General features: G+C 69.1%; 16 protein-coding genes. 5 read left to right on the forward strand and 11 right to left on the reverse strand.

Going from position 1 to position 18424, the window contains the following annotated elements:
- The first annotated feature begins 98 nt into the window (after nucleotides 1-98).
- Together AVL59_RS29015 and AVL59_RS29020 are read left to right on the forward strand one after the other, a co-directional pair.
- A complete protein-coding gene (locus AVL59_RS29015) occupies nucleotides 99-1364 on the forward strand; it encodes a HEAT repeat domain-containing protein (protein ID WP_067310172.1) in 1266 nt (421 codons plus the stop codon).
- A 111-nt stretch (nucleotides 1365-1475) separates the two neighbouring features.
- Nucleotides 1476-1979 (forward strand): P-loop nucleotide/nucleoside kinase family protein, encoded by a 504-nt coding sequence (locus AVL59_RS29020; protein WP_067310174.1) that lies wholly within the window; start codon nucleotides 1476-1478, stop codon nucleotides 1977-1979.
- Between the two features lie 120 nt (nucleotides 1980-2099).
- On the opposite strand, the gene AVL59_RS29025 is transcribed toward AVL59_RS29020, so the two are convergent.
- From AVL59_RS29025 to AVL59_RS29040, 5 genes are all read right to left on the reverse strand, one after another.
- Entirely contained in the window at nucleotides 2100-3422 is a 1323-nt protein-coding gene (locus tag AVL59_RS29025; RefSeq protein WP_079147054.1) for an MFS transporter, read from the reverse strand.
- A gap of 38 nt (nucleotides 3423-3460) precedes the next feature.
- On the reverse strand, nucleotides 3461-3976 hold the full coding sequence (locus AVL59_RS29030) for a glycine-rich domain-containing protein (protein WP_067310178.1): 516 nt from the start codon (nucleotides 3974-3976) through the stop codon (nucleotides 3461-3463).
- Nucleotides 3977-4056: 80 nt separating this feature from the next.
- Nucleotides 4057-5298, reverse strand: a complete 1242-nt coding sequence (locus AVL59_RS29035) for a phenylacetate--CoA ligase family protein (RefSeq protein ID WP_067310185.1) — start codon at nucleotides 5296-5298, stop codon at nucleotides 4057-4059.
- 81 nt (nucleotides 5299-5379) lie between these two features.
- Nucleotides 5380-5535: a hypothetical protein gene (locus AVL59_RS53310; protein WP_167549305.1), complete on the reverse strand. Its 156-nt coding sequence runs from the start codon at nucleotides 5533-5535 to the stop codon at nucleotides 5380-5382.
- A 330-nt stretch (nucleotides 5536-5865) separates the two neighbouring features.
- Nucleotides 5866-6393 (reverse strand): MarR family winged helix-turn-helix transcriptional regulator, encoded by a 528-nt coding sequence (locus tag AVL59_RS29040; protein WP_079147055.1) that lies wholly within the window; start codon nucleotides 6391-6393, stop codon nucleotides 5866-5868.
- 177 nt (nucleotides 6394-6570) lie between these two features.
- Between AVL59_RS29040 and AVL59_RS29045 the strand changes: the two genes are divergently transcribed.
- From AVL59_RS29045 to AVL59_RS29055, 3 genes are all read left to right on the forward strand, one after another.
- On the forward strand, nucleotides 6571-7539 hold the full coding sequence (locus AVL59_RS29045) for an alpha/beta hydrolase (RefSeq protein ID WP_067310188.1): 969 nt from the start codon (nucleotides 6571-6573) through the stop codon (nucleotides 7537-7539).
- A 68-nt stretch (nucleotides 7540-7607) separates the two neighbouring features.
- Complete coding sequence (locus AVL59_RS29050; protein ID WP_067310189.1) at nucleotides 7608-7910, forward strand: antibiotic biosynthesis monooxygenase family protein; 303 nt, start codon at nucleotides 7608-7610, stop codon at nucleotides 7908-7910.
- A gap of 672 nt (nucleotides 7911-8582) precedes the next feature.
- A complete protein-coding gene (locus AVL59_RS29055; protein WP_159400119.1) occupies nucleotides 8583-10868 on the forward strand; it encodes an AfsR/SARP family transcriptional regulator in 2286 nt (761 codons plus the stop codon).
- Nucleotides 10869-11008: 140 nt separating this feature from the next.
- Here AVL59_RS29055 and AVL59_RS29060 read toward each other — a convergent pair whose 3' ends face one another.
- The 6 genes from AVL59_RS29060 to AVL59_RS29085 all read right to left on the reverse strand — a co-directional run bounded on the left by AVL59_RS29060 (nucleotide 11009) and on the right by AVL59_RS29085 (nucleotide 18419).
- Nucleotides 11009-11926, reverse strand: coding sequence for a formyl transferase (locus AVL59_RS29060; protein ID WP_067310193.1), 918 nt, complete (start codon nucleotides 11924-11926; stop codon nucleotides 11009-11011).
- Nucleotides 11927-11942: 16 nt separating this feature from the next.
- A complete protein-coding gene (locus AVL59_RS29065; protein WP_237281710.1) occupies nucleotides 11943-13754 on the reverse strand; it encodes an NAD(P)/FAD-dependent oxidoreductase in 1812 nt (603 codons plus the stop codon).
- A 123-nt stretch (nucleotides 13755-13877) separates the two neighbouring features.
- Complete coding sequence (locus tag AVL59_RS29070) at nucleotides 13878-14888, reverse strand: isopenicillin N synthase family dioxygenase (RefSeq protein ID WP_067310200.1); 1011 nt, start codon at nucleotides 14886-14888, stop codon at nucleotides 13878-13880.
- A 72-nt stretch (nucleotides 14889-14960) separates the two neighbouring features.
- Entirely contained in the window at nucleotides 14961-16229 is a 1269-nt protein-coding gene (locus tag AVL59_RS29075) for an MFS transporter (protein WP_067310202.1), read from the reverse strand.
- Between the two features lies 1 nt (nucleotide 16230).
- Nucleotides 16231-17511 carry an ATP-grasp domain-containing protein gene (locus tag AVL59_RS29080; RefSeq protein WP_067310205.1) on the reverse strand — a complete coding sequence of 427 codons (1281 nt, stop codon included), beginning with the start codon at nucleotides 17509-17511 and terminating at the stop codon, nucleotides 16231-16233.
- A 74-nt stretch (nucleotides 17512-17585) separates the two neighbouring features.
- On the reverse strand, nucleotides 17586-18419 hold the full coding sequence (locus AVL59_RS29085; RefSeq protein ID WP_208870462.1) for a 2,3,4,5-tetrahydropyridine-2,6-dicarboxylate N-succinyltransferase: 834 nt from the start codon (nucleotides 18417-18419) through the stop codon (nucleotides 17586-17588).
- Nucleotides 18420-18424: the final 5 nt, after the last annotated feature.

Raw genomic sequence — 18424 nt, forward strand, 5'->3', positions numbered from 1 at the left:
CGCGGTCCCGTCCGCCGCGGTCCCGTCCACCGCAGTCGCATACCAGGGAACTGCGCGGACCCGCGGGAATGTCAGTGGCTCCGGCTATCGTCGGCTGAATGGATCAAGGTGAACTGATCGCGGAGCTGGAGCGGGCTGGTCGCGACAAGGAGTTGACGGCGCGGGTCGTCCGTCGTCTGGCCGAGCCCGGGGCCGCGGCTGTGCCCGGGCTGATTTCCGCGCTGGGTACGGTGGACCGACAGGCTATGTGGGGACTGCGGGATGCACTGCGTCTGATAGGCCCTGCCGCCTTCGACGCCGCCGTGACGGCCCGCGCCAGGGCCGGGAAAGTACCCGACTGGTGGGAGCTGGGCCATGTGCTGCGCAGCTTCGACGAGCGGTGCATTCCGCAGTACGTGGCCGCACTGTCGCACCCCATGAAGGAGATACGGCAGCAAGCGCTGGGCGGTCTGCAGAAACTCGGTGAGGCCGCCGCGGCTGCGGTGGTTGATGTCATCCCGTTCCTGAACGACCCCGACCGCTATACCCGCTACCACGCAGAGAAGACGATCCGGGCCATCGGCGGGCAGGCAGGCCCCGTGCTGCGGGACATCCGCCGCGAAGGTCCCGCCCACCTGCGCAAACACGCCCTGAGCGCACTGGCCTTCATTGGCGGCGAGGCTGAACTCGACGAGCGGGATCTGCGCGCCCTGGAACGACTCGTCCGGATCAAATCGTCCGAGGACACTCCGGAGAGTCTGCCCGAGCACCGCTGGCTGGCCGTCCCCGGTGCGGCGTACGAAGGCCTCTTCGATGTCATGGGACTGCACGACCGAAGGCCCTGCACAGTCTCGATGGGGCTGTCCGCCATGGAGGACGACGTGGCTCATGTGGCAGACCCCGATGGTACGAAGCACACGGTGTACCGGGTGTTCGTCACGCCGGAGCTGGACGGCTGGCGGCTGGTCTATGCCGACACGCCGCTCTGGGAAATGCACTGGGACGTCGACGACCTCCTGTGCCGGATCAGCGCTGCCTGCGGACAGGCCCAGTTCTTCTTCCAGGACGACCACAGCGACTCGATGGTCTGGGCCGTGGCCATCGACGGCACGATGCGCCGCAGCTACTGGCGCTACGGAGAGCCGCAATGGAAGGGCGAGCCCATGGACTGGGAGGACGCTCTCAGCGAAGACCCGGACTACGACCCCGAAGACGATCACGAGCCGAACGCCACCCAGGAATCCAGCGTCGCCCGTGCGGCCTGCTCGCTCTCACTGGACCCGGCAGGCGTCGGCGAACACACACCCATGCGCGGCCACGGCTGGCTTGCGGTCACGAGGGAGGCAGTGGGCCACGGTCCGTTCACCGGAGCGCTGCGCATCTAGTGCTCCGACCGCATCAGGGTCGCCGGGTCGGTCGGCCCTGGTGGGATCCGCTCCGAGCGGGCGCTCCTGTCGCCACGGAGGAGGGCGTGTCTTCGGGTCTAACCTGGCTCCGTGACGCAGCGATTGAGCACGGTGGTGCTGATGTGCGGTCTTCCGGGAGCGGGCAAGACCACCTACGCGATGGGGCTGGTGCGACGCGGTTATGTTCGGCTCTCGATCGACGAGGTGGTCTGGCAACGACTCGGGCGGCGCGACGCCGGTCTGGTGCTGGAGGCGGAGGCGTTCGACCGGCTCAAGGAAGAGATCCGCCGCGAGCAGCGGCAGGAACTGGTCGAACTGATGCTGGCCGGGCGCGATGTGGTGGTGGACTACAGCTTCTGGAGTCGCGCCGCCCGCGATGATTACAAGGCGCTGATCGAGAGCCACGGTTGCCGCAGGGAACTGGTCCACCTCAAGGCCGATCGGACGACGCTGGAGCGTCGCCTCGAGGTACGGAATGGCGCGGAAGGCGCCAACTCCGTCACCGTGGATGAGACGCTGTTCCACCGCTACCTGGCCGGCTTCGAGGAACCGAACGGAGAGGGTGAGCAGGTCGTCATGCAGTCCTCGACTTGAGAGGCGGGCAGGGCGAGGGCTGTGCGGTGTGGACGCCTCTCCGCCGCTTTCGGCGCGACCCTTCAGAAGGCGGCTTCCCGCGATGCTCAGGCCGGGGGCGAACATCGCCTGCGGCGGTGCTCACGCGCGCTCCGCCGTCGTACGCGTCGCCGCGCGGGCGGTGGAGCCGGCGCGCGGCGGTCGACGGGCCGAGCCCATCGCCACGGGCACGACCGCCAGCGCGAGGATCCCGCCGACCAGTGCCAGCGCCGGGAAGCCGTCCAGCGCGACGATCAGGCCCGAGGACATGCCGCCGGTGGCACCGGCGATGGAGATGCCGATGTCCACCAGACCCTGCACGGGGGCACGACGGGCCGGTGGCAGGGGCGCGGTGACCAGAGTGGTGCCGCTGATCAGGCCGAAGTTCCAGCCGAGGCCCAGCAGTACGAGGGCGATCGCGAGCGCCGGAACGGAGTGCGGCGGTGCCAGGGCGGCCAGCACCCCGGCGGCCAGCAGCAGCGGGCCGGAGGCCGCGGCGATCCATCGCGGGCCGAACCGGTCGACCAGCAGCCCGGTGAGCGGGGACGGCAGGAACATCGCCGCCACATGCAGGGCGATGACCAGGCCGATCGCCTGGGTGTCCTGGCCATGAGCCTGCATGTGAACCGGCGTCATCGTCATGAGGGCGATCATCACGAGCTGGGTGAGCACCATCACGGTCGTGCCGCGGACGATCGCCCGGCGCTGCTCCCGGCCTAGCGGCCGGCGGGCTGCGCCGGGGGTGGTGACGTCGGCCTTGCCGGGCGCCTGGGTGCGTGCCAGCTTTTCGGCCAGCCGCAGCGGATCGGGCCGCAGCAGTGCGGCCAGTACGGCCGAGGCCGCGGCGAATGCCACGGCGGCCAGCAGGAACGGCCCGGCGAGCCGCGGAATGCCCCAGGAGTGGGCGAGTTCTCCGGTGATCGTCACCAGGTTGGGACCGGCCACCGCCCCGAGGGTCGTGGCGAAGAGGACGGTGCTCACCGCCCGCCCGCGGCGCGCGGGGGAGGCCAGATCGGCTCCCGCGTACCGCGCCATCAGGTTCGTGGCGGTGCCGGCCCCGTAGACGAACAGGCCGAAGAAGAGCAGGGGTGCGCTGCCGACGACGGTGGCCATGACCACGCCGAGACTGCCCAGCGCTCCGGCGGCGTATCCGAGCGCGAGTCCGGGGCGCCGGCCCCAGCGGCGGCAGAGTCGGCCGAGCGCGAAGGCGCCCAGCGCCGACCCGGCGGTGAACAGCGCACTGGGCAGGCCGGCCAGCCCGGTGGTGCCGAGCATCTCCTCGGCCAGCAGTGCGCCCACCGTGATTCCGTCGGCCAGCCCCGCGCCGCCCAGAATCTGGGAGAACACCAGCACTCCCAGGATGCGCCGCTGCTGCGGGATTGCGGATGTCCCGCGTGGTGTCGCCGCGCCGTTCCCAGCCGTCATGTTCCCCTTCCGATCAGGTCAGGCCGATGGGTGAGGTGTCACGCCTGCGCCTGGGGCTCCAGCGCCGCGATGTCCGCGAGCGACAGCCCCATCTGCCGGTGGAGGAAACGCACGATCGTCCAGTGCGGCAGTGCCCCCGCGTCGAACGGGCCGAACTCACGGCAGTACAACGGAATCCAGCGCAGGGCCTCTTCGAGAGCCCGCTCACGGCCCGGCTCCTGCTGGTAGTCCTCGTAGCCGATGCTGCGGTGTTCGATGAAGAACCGCCCCGGCAGCCGCTCTTCGCACAGCGCCCGGTACTCCCGGGTCTGCAGGATGAGGTAGTGCCAGATCTCGTCGATCTCCTGCTCGACCGGAAGGAACAGCCCGCCGAGCTGGTCCCGGTACAGGGAGACCAGGTAGAGATAGCGCAGGCACTCGGTCACCTGGCGCGTCGCGAATTCCCCTGACGCATCGGGGCTCTGATCGGCGAAATGGTTCACCACCTCGGTGTGGAGCGCGTCGCCGAGCAGGTCCCTGAGGTCGTCGTCGGATATGCGCGGGCCGGGGTGCATGGTTCTCCAGTGCGGGTGAGGGCGGGTGGGGGCGTCGAGCGGCGCGGTCGGCCGGGATTCCGGAGGTGCGGATCAGCGGATCAGGCGTCGTCGCGGGCGAGCCAGGCGTACTTTCCGGACTGCCCGATGGGGATGTGGGTACGGTGCTCCAACTCGCAGCGCCGCCCGGTTAGTTCACTGATGCGCTGTTGGAGCGCGGAGGCCTGGTCCGCGTCGGCCGGCTCACCGCTGAACGTCGTGTACGCCAACCGTGCCGTGGAGTTTCCGGTCAGCCGCAATTGGTACACGAAGACGTGCGGTGACTCCTCGCTGATACAGCGGTCGAGGTCACCCTGTGCGACGGGGCCGTGCGGGGTGCTCAGCAACTCCTTGTACCGGCCGCAGAACTGGGCGATCTTCTCGGGATCCGGTGTGCCGTCCGTCGTGCGGACGCAGTCTCCCGAGCGGTAGCGGATCAGCGGCATATAGGGATTGCGCACACTGGTGACGATGAGTTCGTAGATCGTGCTCCCGGGCGCGACCGGGTGGAGTTCCACGCTCATTCTGTCCAGGTGCGACCGGTATCTGCCGCGGCGGTCGCTGAAGTAGAGATAGCCGAGTTCGGTGCTGCCGAACAGGTCGATGACCGGGCAGGGGAAGTGCCGCCGCAGATAACGCCGGACGTTGACCGGTGTGTATTCGTAGGCGTGGATGATGCTGGCGGGTGACGGGAACCCGTCCCACAGCCCCTCTTCACCGGCCTTCCGCACCAAGTGCGCGAGGTGGTACCCGGAGCAGTCCAGGTGGTACCAGCCACGCGGATGCGCCTGCCCGGCGTCCTGGATCTCCGTGAGCATCCGTACCACCTCGTCCCGCTCCCACAGTGCCGGGTCGAGCCGAAGATTGAGGTAGCAGGTGCGGTCGTCGAGTCGACGGTCCTCGACGCCGGGCACCGGCGCCGGGGGGACTCCGCTGCGCGCGGCGTTGACCCGAGCCACATGCTCGGTCGCCAGCACGGTCGTCAGCGAAACGCGCCGGCAACCGGACTCCCAGGTCTCCGCGATGTCCGGGTGCTCGCGCCACAACTGGTAGTAGGAGTGCAGCAGGAAGTACGGAGGCCGGATGATCTGCATCCGGGTGTGGTGGGTGCCGGTGGAGAGCACGAACTCCGCCTCACCGGCCGCCAGCGCGGCGGACAGCCGTGGCGTCATCCAGTTCTCTGGGAAACCACGTGCGATCTCTGGCTTGTCGAGCACGGGGAAGTACCCGCGCGCCAGTGACTCGCGGTAGATGGGTATGTCGCGGATCTGCTCGATGACCTCGGCGGTCGGTTGGCCGTCCATGGACTCCTCAAAGCTGCTCGGAGAACAGGGGCCCGGGCGCGGCGCACGACCGCGGTCCCGGACCCTCCGCATCGGCGACGGTCAGGAGATACAGCCGGTCTTGGGCGTGGCGCTGATGCAGCCGGCCTTCGGTGCCGCGCTGATGCAGCCGTTCTTCGCCGCCAGCTGTGCCGAGTTGGCCGCGAGCCAGCTCTGCCAGACGTCGTCCTGAGCCATCTTCTTGATGAGCTGTTCCATGGGAACCTCCGGGCTGATGGGGGGGGAATACCCCGGCATAGGGCGCTGACCTGCGCCGATGCCGCACCACCGAAGGTAAAAGGATGACCAAGCCACTGTCAAGCAAAGGCAATGCGCCTACCGAGGTGAAGCATGACCGGTGCGCCAACTTTGGCGCGATCGCATCGAATTGATCACCGAGGGAACTGTGTGACACACCGTCAATTCCTGGTCCGCACCGGCAATGCGGCCATGCTCCCACCAAGGCGCCCCGTCGGCACTCACCGACCTACGCAAAGCCCGACCAGGCCGCCGAGGCGACTCTGATCGCCCTTAGCTTGGAGCCGCCCGTCAACCGACCACCCGTTGGGCGTCGCCAACGTGGGCATGTCCGCCTTCCGTTGAACGTGCCGGAGGGTCAGGGGCGGACACGTGGGCGACGAGCGTCCGCAGGATCCGCATAGCCTCGCCGCGGTCCGCGGCCGACAGCCCCATGGCGTCACCGATGGCCGCAGGGACGACACCGGCCCGACCACGCAGTTCGTGGCCCAAGTCGGTGAGGCCGACCAGGACCGTGCGCTCGTCGTCCGGACGACGCTCACGGCGGACCAGACCGGCGGTCTCCAAGCGCTTGATCAGCGGGGTGAGGGTGCCGTGGTCGAGCTGGAGGGCGGCGCCGATGCCCTTGATCGGGACGCTGCCGTGCTCCCAGAGTACGAGCAGGACCAGGTACTGGGGGTAGGTCAGACCGAGCTCCTCCAGAAGCGGACGGTAGCGCTGGGTCACCGCGCGGGAGGCCGCGTACAGCGCGAAGCACAGCTGGTCGTCCAGGAGCAGCGAGTACCCCCTTCCACTGTCCCCGCCTTCGACCCCGGCCATCGGCACTCCCTCCAGTGATCCCGCACGTTGACCTTAGGACTCCGCATGGGTGATTTCAACGCACACACTTAGCTTGTGCACAAGATAGTTGTGCACTAGCTTCTTCGTGGCGACTCCACCTGGGGAGCCGCAGATCTGTCATCCCGTCATGCCGTATTCGTCTGTGAGGAGTCAGCCATGTCTGACCACATCCCCGCCGGACCCGTCCTGGAGCAGGCCGCGGCCGAGTTCGCGGCGGCGACGGCCAACCCGCCGTTCCTGTTCGACCTCGGGCCGGCCGAGGGCCGCAAGGCGGTGGACGAGGTCCAGTCCGAAGAGATCGCCAAGCCCGCCGTCGAGGAGGAGTGGGTCAGGGTTCCCGGGGGCCCGACGGGATCGGTCGAGACCCGGATCATCCGTCCCGCCGGAGTGGCCGGCGCCCTCCCGGTGATCCTCTACATCCACGGCGCCGGCTGGGTGTTCGGCAACGCCCGCACCCATGACCGCCTGGTGCGCGAACTCGCCGTCGGCGCTCGGGCCGCGGTGGTGTTCCCCGAGTACGAGCTGTCACCGGAGGCCCGCTACCCTGTCGCCCTCGAGCAGATCTTCACCGTCGCCCGATGGATCGTCACCGAGGGGGCCGGCAAGGGCCTGGACGCTGCCCGGATCGCGGTCGCCGGTGACTCGGTGGGCGGCAACATGGCCATCGCACTGACTCTGCTGGCCAAGGAGCGCGGAGGCGTTCCGCTGGTTCAGCAGGTGCTGTTCTACCCGGTCACCGACGCGCGCTTCGACACCCCGTCGTACCACCAGTTCGCCGAGGGTTACTTCCTGCGTCGCGACGCCATGGAGTGGTTCTGGGACCAGTACACCACCGATCCCGCCGAGCGCGCCGAGATCACCGCCAGCCCGCTGCGCGCCACCGTCGACCAACTCCGGGGCCTGCCCCAGGCGCTGGTCGTCACCGCCGAAGCCGACGTGCTGCGCGACGAAGGCGAGGCCTACGCCGACAAGCTCCGCCAAGCCGGCGTCCCCGTCACCGCCGTCCGCTACCAGGGCATCATCCATGACTTCGTCATGCTCAACGCCCTGCGCGGCACCCGGGCGGCCGAGGCCGCCATCGCCCAGTCCACCGCGGAGCTGCGCAGCGCCTTCGGCCGCGACTGAGTCGACCCGTCGGGTCTTGGTCGTGCGCGCTCACGCACGACCAGGACCCGGTCCCACGCTCGGTCCGGGTGACCGTCTGGGAAGTTGTTCAGCTGCCGGTCGCCGAGAGTCATCAGAATGAATTCGAATCGGTTGTCCGGTCACATCTGCCGCTCCTCAAGGAGGCCGATGGCTGTCTGGATGTGAAGCTGCTCCGAGCCATTGGCAAGGAGGGCGCGCTCCTGTTGTGGGTCCTGTGGCAGTCATTGGAGCACCACACCGAGGTATTCATGAAAACCGAGGCTTTCACCGAGTTCTCCAGTGCCATGATGCCGTTCTTCACCGCGACTCCTGAGGTGCTTCACGCGAGTACGGCCATTGACGGCTTCTGATCCGACCCGTCCGACCTCGCACCGCTTTCCGCGAGCGAGTGGCTCCGGTGAGCCGACGTCTGCCGATGGGGTGAGCCGGCGGCTCCTGCCGGAGGAGGCGGTTCGGCAGGTGAGGGTCTCGGCCGCTCCCGTGGCAGTCTGGCCACCACCAAAGATGCACGTCGCCCACGGCGTCCACACCAAGCGGCCGATGTCTTGTAGCCGTCAGATCTTGACTGTACTGTCCAGTCTAAACTTGTGAGTGAACAACCGCCCTCCGTCCCCCAAGGGGAACAGATGCACCCTCCGCAGCTCGTGTCACTCAGAGCCTCACGGCGCCCCCGGCCAAGCCCCTGTCGCCCCGTAAGCCCGCGCAAGCGGAAGTCTTACAAGATCATGACCACCGGGTGTTACGCGCCGTCGCGGAGGCATTCCATGTAACTCTGTCTCTCGCCTCCACCAAACAGACATGTAGGGAGCGCAGCAGCCCTCGGGCAACTCTCCGAACGACGGAAAACAACCGCCCCCCACATTCTTCCGGTATGCCCCCGGCTCGATGACGCCAACAGCGGTGCTCGGAGCGGCGCTTCGCCGACAACCGACAAGCCCTCAGGCACAGACTCAATCCCAGCCATGCGCAAGGCGACACGACAGAGCAGGTCCAGAACACGTCCTGGACACACGGAGATTGATATGGCAGCAGATATTCGCTATCAGATACTCGGCCACACGCGAGCGTATCTCGGAGAATCTGAGCTCGCCGTCGGACCCCCGCAACAGCAAGCCGTGCTCGTCTGCCTGCTCCTGCGAGCGGGCCGTGCCGTCTCGGTCGACGGGATCGTCGATTCCGTCTGGGGCCCGCAGGCACCGGACACCGCGGTCTCCGCCGTGCGCACCTACGCCTGGCGGCTACGCAAGTCCTTGGGCGAACGAAAGGGGGAGAAAGGCGCCAAGGCCCCTACCGTCGTCTCGGTCGGCACCGGTTACCGGATGACCGTCGGACCCGACCAGCTGGACGCCCTTCGCGTAGAGCAACTGGCCGCCGAAGCGACCCGGGCACGCGATGCCCGGCGAGCCGAGACGGCTCGCACTCTGGTGGTGCAGTCCCTGAGCCTGTGGCAGGGCGAACCGCTGGCGAAGGTCCCCGGGCCGTTCGCGAAGCAGCAGCGCGCCCGGCTGGACGCCCTACGGCTCGCGCTCATGGAGGAACGCTTCGACCTCGATCTGCTCCTGGGCCGGCACGCCCTCGCGATTCCCGACCTCAACGCCTTCGTGACCGAGCACCCCCTGCGCGAGCGCGGGCACGGCCAGTTGATGCGAGCGCTGTACGCCGACGGACAGCAGGCTGCGGCGCTGGACGCCTTCGAGCGGCTTCGGCGGAGGTTGGGAGAGGAGCTGGGCGTCGACCCGAGCCACGAGCTACGCTCCTTGCACCAGCGAATACTGCGGAACGACCCGGCGCTGAACGCCGTACGGCGCACCGAGGCCGCGTCGTCCGCAGCCGCGGCTCCTCCCAGCGCCGCCGATCACGACTGCCGTCCCGCCACCGCCCCGATTCCGGCACAACTGCCGCCCCGCCCAGCGGACTTCACCGGACGCGCCGAGGCCGTCTCGGGGCTTCGGAACGCGATCGGCGGTGGATGCGAGGCAGCGATGCCCGTGGCCAGGATCTCGGGCATGGGCGGCGTCGGCAAGACCGCTCTGGCCCTGCACGTCGCCCACCTGCTCAAGCCACAGTTCACCGACGGTCAGTTGTACGCCGACCTGGGCGGCAGCGGACCCTCCCCGGCCCGCCCGGACGCAGTGCTGGTCAGCTTTCTGGCCTCGCTGGGCGTCCCCGAGGACAAGATCCCGGACAACATGGAGGACCGTGCCAGACTGTACCGGTCACTGTTGGACGGACGGCGCGTCCTGGTCCTGCTGGACGACGCCCGAGACGCCTCGCAGGTCCGGCCGCTCCTGCCCGGATCCCATGGCTGTGCGGTCCTGGTCACCGGCCGGCCGCGGATATTCAGCCTGCCCACGGTGGCACAAGTGGACCTGGATGTACTGATCCCGGACGAGGCTGTCGCCCTGTTGACGCGTGTGTGCGGCCCTGACCGGGTGGCGGCCGAGCCGGAGGCCGCCCGCTCGCTGGTCTCCCGCTGCGGCTTGCTGCCGTTGGCCGTCCGGATCGCCGCGACCAGACTCGCCTCCAGACCTGCCTGGACCCTTCGGGCGATGGCCGAGCGCCTCGCCGACCAGCAGGCTCGGCGAACAGCCATGCAGATCGGTGACCTCGACGTCCATGCGTGCTTCGATCTCAGTTACCGTCAACTGACACAGTGTCAGGTGCGAGCATTCCTCCTCGTCGCCGCCGTCGGCGAGCCGGATATCAGTGTCTCCGCGGCCGCGGCCGCACTGGCGGTGGAGGAGCACGTCGCCGAGGAACTGCTCGAGTCGCTGGTGGACGCGGCCATGCTGAGCGTGGTCGCGCCGAACCGCTACCGGCACCACAGCCTGCTGCGCGACTTCGCCCGAACGCGGATCAGGGCCGCAGGCTTCTCCGGGGCGCAGGAGGCACTCGACCGGCTGCTCGCTTTCCTCGTGTCGACCGCAGGGGCGGCCGCCACATGGGCGAGGCCCACAGATCCACTCGAACACGCATGGGCACTCGATACTGCCGGAGGGCTCAGGTTCACCGACGCGGACGCTGCCCGGGACTGGATCGCCGCCGAAGCCGAGAGTGCGACGGCTGCGGTCATGGCAGCCACGCGGTCCACCGGCCCGGGGCACCGGGCACGCCTGCGCAAGGCAGCCGACCTGCTCATCGCTCTGAACCGCTTCCGATGCCAAGTACGCCACGAGCAGGTCGCCCCGGCCGCCGAAGTGGTGGCCAGAGTCGCGGCTGCGGCGGGCGACTCCCGGTCAGTGGCCCGTGCCCGCTTCGTTCTCGCCTCGGAAACAGCGATGTGCGTGCCCATGCTCGAGGACGCCTGACGGCACAGACCATTCGGCCGGGACGGCCGCAAGGCCCGACCATCCTGATGGCCGAAGCCGTGCCGGTGCGGCCGTCCGCGCTCAACGACCACATCCGCCGGATACGGGATCGGGTCAAGAGCCGTCCGCATCCGCACGGGCTACGACGGCCGCTCCTTGCCGAGCCCCACGGCGCAACGGCGCTGATCACCGCGTAGGTCTGTCGTCCCTTCGGGCGACACGGTGGTCGAGGTGGCGGCCCGGGACGGGACGGGATGCCGACGCCGCAGCCGCCGCAGCCAGAGGCGGAACTCGACGCCCGGAGTGCGGTCCCGGTGCCTGTAGGTGGTCCCCCGGTCCGGCTGGGCCACGGCGGTGAGTACGGCGCCCTCCTCCAGCTCGATCGCCAACTCCGTGAGCAGGACGGCCGCCTGGTGCACCGAGCGGCTGTAGAGCTCTTCGTCGTCATCACCTGGGTGCAGTTCGGGTGCCACCTGGGCAAGCACCGGGCCGGCGTCCAGCGTGGGAGACACCATGTGCACAGTGGCACCGATGCGCGGCCAGTCCCTGTTGAGGTAGGCGAAATAGACGCCGTGGTTGCCCTTGTACTCAGGCAGCCAGCCCCCGTGGATGTTGACCATCAGGCCCGGGGTCCGCTCGATGAGGCGCTTGCCCAGGACTCCGGTGCCGCAGACGACCGTGAGGTCCGGGGCGAGCGTCGTCACCAGGTCCCTTGCGGCAACGCTGTTGATGGAATCCACCCGGTGGATCACCGAGGTGGCGGGTGGCAGTTCCGCGGAGAGCCGGGCGAAGTATGCGCTGCGCCACCGGGCACGCCCCGTGATCCGCTGCCGCCAGCCCTGGTAGATACGGAAGGCGAGGTCGTAGTAACGGCGCTTGGTCCACAGCCGGCGCTTCTGCGCGGCACCGGGTTCGACCACCGTGCCGACCAGGTCGAGTCTGGCGGCCAGCAGGCGGCGTATGTACGCGTGCTGGGGATCGTCGGAGGTCAGCAGCAGGACGCGCAGCCGTCTGTGTGTGGCATCGGGGAAGGTCCAGCGATTCTGGGTGTGCCGCATGGTCGCTCTGTCTCTGTCAGGCGGGCAGGGAGTCGGGCACCGCGCCGAGCGCGCGCCGCATCCGCGAAGGGTGGTAGAGGGTGTGCATCGGGTGGTGCCGGCCGCGCAGGGCGTGCAGCACCGCCTCGGCGATGACCGGCGACTGGGCGAAGCCTCCGGTGTTGTGACCACCTGTGACCACGAAGGCGCCGCTCACTGCTCTCGCGGTCTGGAAGATGCCGAGGTTCGAGGCGGTCCACGGCCGCACGCAGTACTTCTCCGTCCGACGCAGGCCCTCCCGGCCGCCGATGCTCTGGTAGATGTCGGGGAAGAGCAGTTCGACGGTGTCCGCCACGGCCGCGTGGATCGACTCCAGCTTCCGCTCGTCGATGTTGCGCGGATCCGCTCCGGTCCATCCGTAGCCGGAGCCGATCATGAGTGCGGGCCGCCCGCTCTCGTCCTCACCGACGGTCACGTTCGCGTCTGCCGCGATGTGCCCGCGCCGGGCCACCTTCAGGGAGTTCTGCAGCGGCTGCGTCGTATTCGGAATGGTGGTCCAGCAGCCGAGTACACCGTGCACCTGTCCGGCCAGCCCGGTGTCGCCGAGCAGGGTGCCGCCGTCGACTCCGGGTGAGAACACGTAGTGGTCCCGGTGGAACACCCCCGACTCCGTGAGTACGCCGGTGACGTCCGCGCTGTCGCGAAGGATCCGCTCGGCCCGCTGGCCGAAGCGCAGTTCGGCACCGCCGGCCTCCAGCAGGTCGACGAGTTCGGTCATGAAGCGGTGGACGTCCAGGGTGAAGCCGCGCACCATGATGGCGCCCGCGAACGCATCATGTCGGGCCCGCGCGAGAGCGGGGAAGCGTTCCCGTACCGCGTCGGGGCCGAACAGGGCCAGCGTCGCCCCGATCGCGTCCTGACGGTGCCGGGAGGCGGCGAGGTCCGCCTCGTCCTGGTAGAGCCGCAGGATGTCGTGGCGCACGTGCAGTCCGTCGAAGATGTGCGGTTGCTCCTTCATCCACTCCTTCCAGAGGTCTCCGCTGCGCCGGTTCAGGCCGAAGATGTCATGGTTGTAGGCATGGGTGAGCCAGCGCGGCGGGCTCTTGAAGTCCTGGACCCATGCCTGATCGCCCGCCACCGCTGCCGGGTCCCGCCGAATGTCCCAGCCCAGCTGCTCGGGAGAGCGGTCGAACACCAGGTTGGAGTCTGCGTCGTCGGTGTGCCTGGGGTGGTAGTCGTCCATCTCCGTGAGGGTGAACATGCGCGCGTTGCCGCCTCCGCGGGAGCAGCCGTAGTGGTTCCAGGGCCGGTTCTCCCGCGGATCGGGGCCGGCATCCATGAGGGTGACCCTGTAGCCGTTCGTCAGCAGTGTGTGCGCGGTCACCAGGTTCACCACCCCGGCACCGACCACGAGTACGCTCTCCCGCTCCCCGTCGCTCCGGGGCGCGACCGCCGTCGCTCGGTCGCGCTTCGCCCGGTGCTCCTGGACGAAGCGCTCGGCGATGGCGAGCGCCCGGAAGAGGACGGCCTCTTCAGGGTCCGCCGGGGCTCCGGCGCCGCTCGACGGCCCGGACACGCTGAACAGCGGAACATCGAAGGGCAGGCGCGCGTGCTGCGGTTCCGCCTCCATGGAGGGAAGCCCGCGTTTCTCCGGCTGCCGGGACGGACCGATCCGCACCACGGCGATGGGCTCGGCGCCCATGGCATCGCGCCAGGCCCGGAGTACGGCCGACGACGGCGTGGTGGCCGAGATGATCACGTGCGGACGGACCTCGCACAGGGACGCCGCCACGGTGGTGTCATCCGCTGTGTCCAACTCGGGCTGGAACAGGACTCGGTCACCGGGCATGCTCTGTTCCGGGGGGCGGACGGCCTGGCAGGTAACAAGAAAGCGCATGACATCTCCACTGTCAGCCAGAAGTGTGTGCTGCTGGAATGTCCCGGCGCCGACCGGCCGGGACGGTGGCGCCTGTTACCGGACCGGGTCGTCCAGCAATTCGGGGTGCTGCTCGGCGATCACGTCGGGAAAGGCCCGGAGCATGCCGCGCATGACGTTGTTGCCGTAGCTGTCGGACAGTGGGCTGTCCGGGTCCTGCACGACTCCGCCGGCTTCCCGGACCTCGCGCGTGGGCAGCGGCAGCATGGTCGCGTCCAGCCGGGGGTTGTAGAAGAACGGCGCCGAGTAACGGCGAACCCCGGGAGGCGGGCTGACCACACGATGGGTGGTGGCCCGGAGGTATCCGCGGGTCGCGACCTCCAGCAGCTCCCCCAGGTTCACCACGAATGCCCCGGGCACGGGCGGGACATCCAGGAATTCACCCTCGTCCACCGACACCTGCAGGCCGCCGAAGGCGTCCTGGAGCAGCAGGGTGAGCAGGCCGTAGTCCTTGTGCGTGCCGATGCCCTGGTCGTCCTGGGGCCGGCCGTCGGGACGGCCCGGGTAGTGCAGCAGCTTGAAGTGGACCTGGGGATCGGCCTTCACCACCGGGTCGAGGAAGTCCTCCGGCGCGTCGAGCGCGGCGAGGATCAGTCGCAGCAGCCGGTGGGAGACATCGGTGAGCTCGCTCATCCACCGGTTGATCGCCGGCTTCAGCTCCGGCATGCTCGCCGGCCACATGTTGGGGCCGGCCAGCCACAGGTACGGCGGGTCGTCCGGGCCGGGCACCGTGGCCTCGCGTTCGGGTCCGACGTCGAGCTGGCTGCGGCGGTCGGGTGCGCCCTTGGTGAGCTCGCGGCCCACCTCGGAGTAGCCGCGAAAGTGGGGGGACTTGAGAATGCTCAGCTCGTCGAGCTCACTGTCCGGAAGCGAGAAGAAGGACCGGGCCAGGTCCAGGATCTCGTCGGCGCCCTCGACCCCGTGGCCGACGAGCTGGAAGAAGCCGATGTCGTGGACGGCCGCGCGCAGTTCTTTGAGGAAGGCGGCGCGGGCGGCCGGCCCGCGGTCGGCGTCTCGGAGATCGAGCACGGGAAAGGTGATGGACATGCGGTTTCCCAACGGTTGTGACCTGTCGGTCCGAGTGGTGAGTTGATGTGGATCCGCGTGGATGACGCGGGTCTATCGAAGGGCCGCGGTGCCGGATGCGGACGCGCGGGGAAAGACCAGCGCCGCCGTCCCGGCCGCGGGTGCGGCGACGAGCAGGAAGAGCGAACTGTCGTGTCCGGCGGCCAGCGCGGCACTCGACGATGCCCCGACGGCGAACCCGACCTGGGTGATGCTGGTCATCCACCCCTGGGTCTCGTTCTCGCAGCCGGCCGGGGTGAGCGTGCCCACCGTGGTGAAGAGCGCGGTGAACGTGGAGCCGATCGTGGCGCCGGTCAGCGGGCAGACGATCAGCACGAGAGCCGGCGGCGCGTGCATGGCCAGCGCGAGCACGCATCCCCCGACGACGAAGCCGGCCAGCAGGACGGCGGGTTGTGCCCGGCGTCGGATCCCGGGAGTGACGGCCGCCAGGCCCAGGGCTCCCACCATGCTGCCGACCGAGAGTCCCGCCAGGTACAGACCGCTGAACCCGATGGCGTCGTGTTTCTGCGCGTAGACGGGGAGCACCACTTCGGTCGCGGCCAATGCGGCGCAGAACAGGACGTGAGCGGTGAAGACCCGCCGCAGCCTCACCGGGCGCAGCGGCCTCAGCCAGTCCTTCGTCCGGTCCGCGGCCGGGTGGAGGCCAGGGCGGCGCAGGCTGACCAACAGCAGCACCGCGACCGCCATCAGCGGGCCGCTGAGGACCAGCGGCAGCATCGGCGACAGGGTCGTACTGAGCCAGGCGGCGAGGACGGGGCCGGTGATGAGCGTGAGGTCCATCAGCGCGGACTCCAGTGCGTTGGCCGCCCCCTGCTGCCGCTCCTCGACCGCCCCTCGCCAGTACGTCCGCAGCATGATGCTGACCGGGGGGAAGCACATGCCCATGACGGCGGCGGACGCGGCGACCGTCGCAAACGGCAGCCTGGCCGACACGGAGGCCAGCAGCCCCGCCAGACCACCCAGATAGCACACCAAGCAGCTGAGCAGTACCGGCTTGGCCGGGTACCGGTCCGCGATCCTGCCCCGCAGCGGGCTGGTCAGCGCGTTCGCGATCAGCATCGTGCTGATCGTCAGTCCGGCGGCGCCGATGGAGTAGACGGGCGGCACCAGCAGCAGCACGCTGATGGAGAACATGTTGATCGGGAACTTCGACAGCAACGAGGCAGCCGCAAGCCGACGGGCCCCGGGCGCGGTCATGAGCGCCCGGTAGCCTCCCAGCAGACCGGTGGCGACGGGGGTCGGCGGCGGCGCGGCCTCCGTGACACCCCCCGCATCTGCGGGGCCTGCGGTGTCCTGCGGCATGTCAGGGCGTCTCATTCTCACGGGCCGACGTCACCGGCGGCTTCGCGGGAAGGTCAGGGACGATCTCCAGCGAGACGAGCGACCGGATCAGTCCCATGGTGCGGACGACTTCCTCTTCGTCCGCCCCGGACACGGTGGCGCCGAAGGGGATGTCGTCCTGCTGGCGGGTGACGCGGATGTGATCGCCGGGCTGGTAGCCCACCAGGATGTCGCCGATGCCCGGATGCCCCTTCAGGGCCTCGATGCCGTGGATCGCCACCAGCGTGCCGGGCGCCTTTTCGTTGCGGATCGCCATGGCACCGTACCGGGCCCGGAACTCCAGGGGTTCGTCCATGATCGTGGGGCGGTCGCCCAGATAGCAGGTGAGGGCGTCGCGGTAGGCGCGTACCTTGCTGTACTGGGCCCACATGTGCACGGCGGGGCCGCCGGGGAGTCGTGAGCCGATCTCCATCAGGTACACGCCCTCCGGCGTGCACTTCACCTCGGTGTGACTGGGGCCGTGGACGATACCGAAGGCGTCGAGCACCTGCCGGACGTACGACTCGACCCGCCGGTAGTCCGGATGACTGTCGTCGATCTGCACGTTGTCCCAGATCGGGAAGTCGTAGTCCCGTTCGTCCGGCTGCCGGTACTCCCACATGTCGATGATGCGGTGCTCACCGTGGCTGCTGAAGAAGTTGACCGAGAACTCCCGTCCGCGGACGTACTGTTCGACCAACCACTCGGTGATCGGCTGCTGGTACATGTCGTGCGTCTCCAGGACCGTCAGCGCGTCCAGCGCGGCGGCGTCCGAGAGCACGGTGACTCCTTGTGAACAGGATCCCATGGTCGGTTTGCTGATGACCGGAAAGCCGATGTCATGGGCGGCGGCTCTGATCTCCTCGAGCGTGTGCACGAGGCGGAACTCGGGTATGGACAGACCCGCCTCTCGGGCACGCGTCCGCATCGCCGCCTTGTTGCGCCTGGCCCAGGCGAGCGACGGGTCGTTGCCCGGCAGACCGAGCAGACGGGCGATCTGATCGGCCCGATGGATGCCCGCCTCCATCGCGGGGACGACAGCCCTGATGTCGAGCCCCAGTTGGACGACCTGGCGCACCACGTCGTACGGATCCGAGAGGTGGAGCGAGAAGTCGTCGTCCTCGTCGTGGCCCGGGATGTCGGTGCTGAAACCAAGGGTGTAGACGGAGGCGACGGCGAATCCCAGGTCGCGGGCGGCGGCTTTGTACCCGGCGCCGTTGCGCACCGGATCCACCAGCAGGACTGCGGGTAGGTCTTTCCTCATGGCGATGCCTCCTGGAACGGAACACTGTGAGCAGTAGGGGACGGCGGGCCCGGGGACACCGCCGAGGCCGGGGGTCAGGCGGCGCTGCCGTGCCGGCGGAAGAGGTCGTCGAGCAGCAGCTTGTCGTGGCGCTCGCCCTCCTGGAGATGCTTGATCACCAGCAGGCAGGGGGCGCCGAACTCGCCACCGGGAAACCGGCGGGTGTGGGTCGACCCCACACACACCGACCAGTCGGGGGCTCGCCCGCGGGACAGTTCCTGCCCGGTCTCGGCGTCGAAGACCCGGGTGCTGGCCGTCAGCAGCACGCCGGCGCCGAGCTTCGCCCCCTGCCCGACCCGGGCGCCCTCGACGATCACCGAGCGGGACCCGATGAACGCCTCGTCCTCCACCACGACGGGCACGGCACCGGCCGGTTCCAGTACGCCGCCGATGCCGACGCCGCCCGAGAGATGGACGTTGCTCCCGATCTGCGCGCAGGAGCCCACGGTCGCCCAGGTGTCGACCAGCGTTCCCGAGCCGACGTAGGCCCCCACATTGACGAAGCCGGGCATGAGCACGGAGCCCGGGGCGAGGTGGCTGCCGTACCGGGCTATCGCGCCCGGCACGATCCGGACCCCGGGGAAGTCCCGCTTCAGCGGCAGGCGGTCGACGTACCGGAACGGACCCGCCTGCGCCTCCTGCAGGGGCATTACCTGGAACGCGAGCAGTATCGCCCTCCGCGCCCGCTCGTCCACCACGACCTCTCCGGTGGCCTTGCGGACGGCGGCGACCCGGGCGATGCCCCGGTCCAGCTGCTCCATCGCCTCGGAAACGTGACGTCGGGCCTCGTCATCGGCGGGAGAGAGGCCTGCGCGGCGCTCCCAGAGTTCGTCGATCATCGCGGAGATCGGGCTTGGGGTGAGGTCCACGGCGT

It is taken from the genome of Streptomyces griseochromogenes, assembly GCF_001542625.1.
In the GTDB taxonomy this organism is placed as follows: domain Bacteria; phylum Actinomycetota; class Actinomycetes; order Streptomycetales; family Streptomycetaceae; genus Streptomyces; species Streptomyces griseochromogenes.

Excerpts from the sequence above, each read along its gene's own strand:
- AVL59_RS29070 (WP_067310200.1), bottom strand. The coding sequence starts at position 14,888 with ATGTCCATCACCTTTCCCGTGCTCGATCTCCGAGACGCCGACCGCGGG.
- AVL59_RS29045 (WP_067310188.1), top strand. The coding sequence starts at position 6,571 with ATGTCTGACCACATCCCCGCCGGACCCGTCCTGGAGCAGGCCGCGGCC.
- AVL59_RS29075 (WP_067310202.1), bottom strand. The coding sequence starts at position 16,229 with ATGCCGCAGGACACCGCAGGCCCCGCAGATGCGGGGGGTGTCACGGAG.
- AVL59_RS29030 (WP_067310178.1), bottom strand. The coding sequence starts at position 3,976 with ATGCACCCCGGCCCGCGCATATCCGACGACGACCTCAGGGACCTGCTC.
- AVL59_RS29060 (WP_067310193.1), bottom strand. The coding sequence starts at position 11,926 with ATGCGGCACACCCAGAATCGCTGGACCTTCCCCGATGCCACACACAGA.
- AVL59_RS29035 (WP_067310185.1), bottom strand. The coding sequence starts at position 5,298 with ATGGACGGCCAACCGACCGCCGAGGTCATCGAGCAGATCCGCGACATA.
- AVL59_RS29065 (WP_237281710.1), bottom strand. The coding sequence starts at position 13,754 with ATGCCCGGTGACCGAGTCCTGTTCCAGCCCGAGTTGGACACAGCGGAT.
- AVL59_RS29015 (WP_067310172.1), top strand. The coding sequence starts at position 99 with ATGGATCAAGGTGAACTGATCGCGGAGCTGGAGCGGGCTGGTCGCGAC.
- AVL59_RS29040 (WP_079147055.1), bottom strand. The coding sequence starts at position 6,393 with ATGGCCGGGGTCGAAGGCGGGGACAGTGGAAGGGGGTACTCGCTGCTC.
- AVL59_RS53310 (WP_167549305.1), bottom strand. The coding sequence starts at position 5,535 with ATGGAACAGCTCATCAAGAAGATGGCTCAGGACGACGTCTGGCAGAGC.
- AVL59_RS29055 (WP_159400119.1), top strand. The coding sequence starts at position 8,583 with ATGGCAGCAGATATTCGCTATCAGATACTCGGCCACACGCGAGCGTAT.
- AVL59_RS29025 (WP_079147054.1), bottom strand. The coding sequence starts at position 3,422 with ATGACGGCTGGGAACGGCGCGGCGACACCACGCGGGACATCCGCAATC.
- AVL59_RS29080 (WP_067310205.1), bottom strand. The coding sequence starts at position 17,511 with ATGAGGAAAGACCTACCCGCAGTCCTGCTGGTGGATCCGGTGCGCAAC.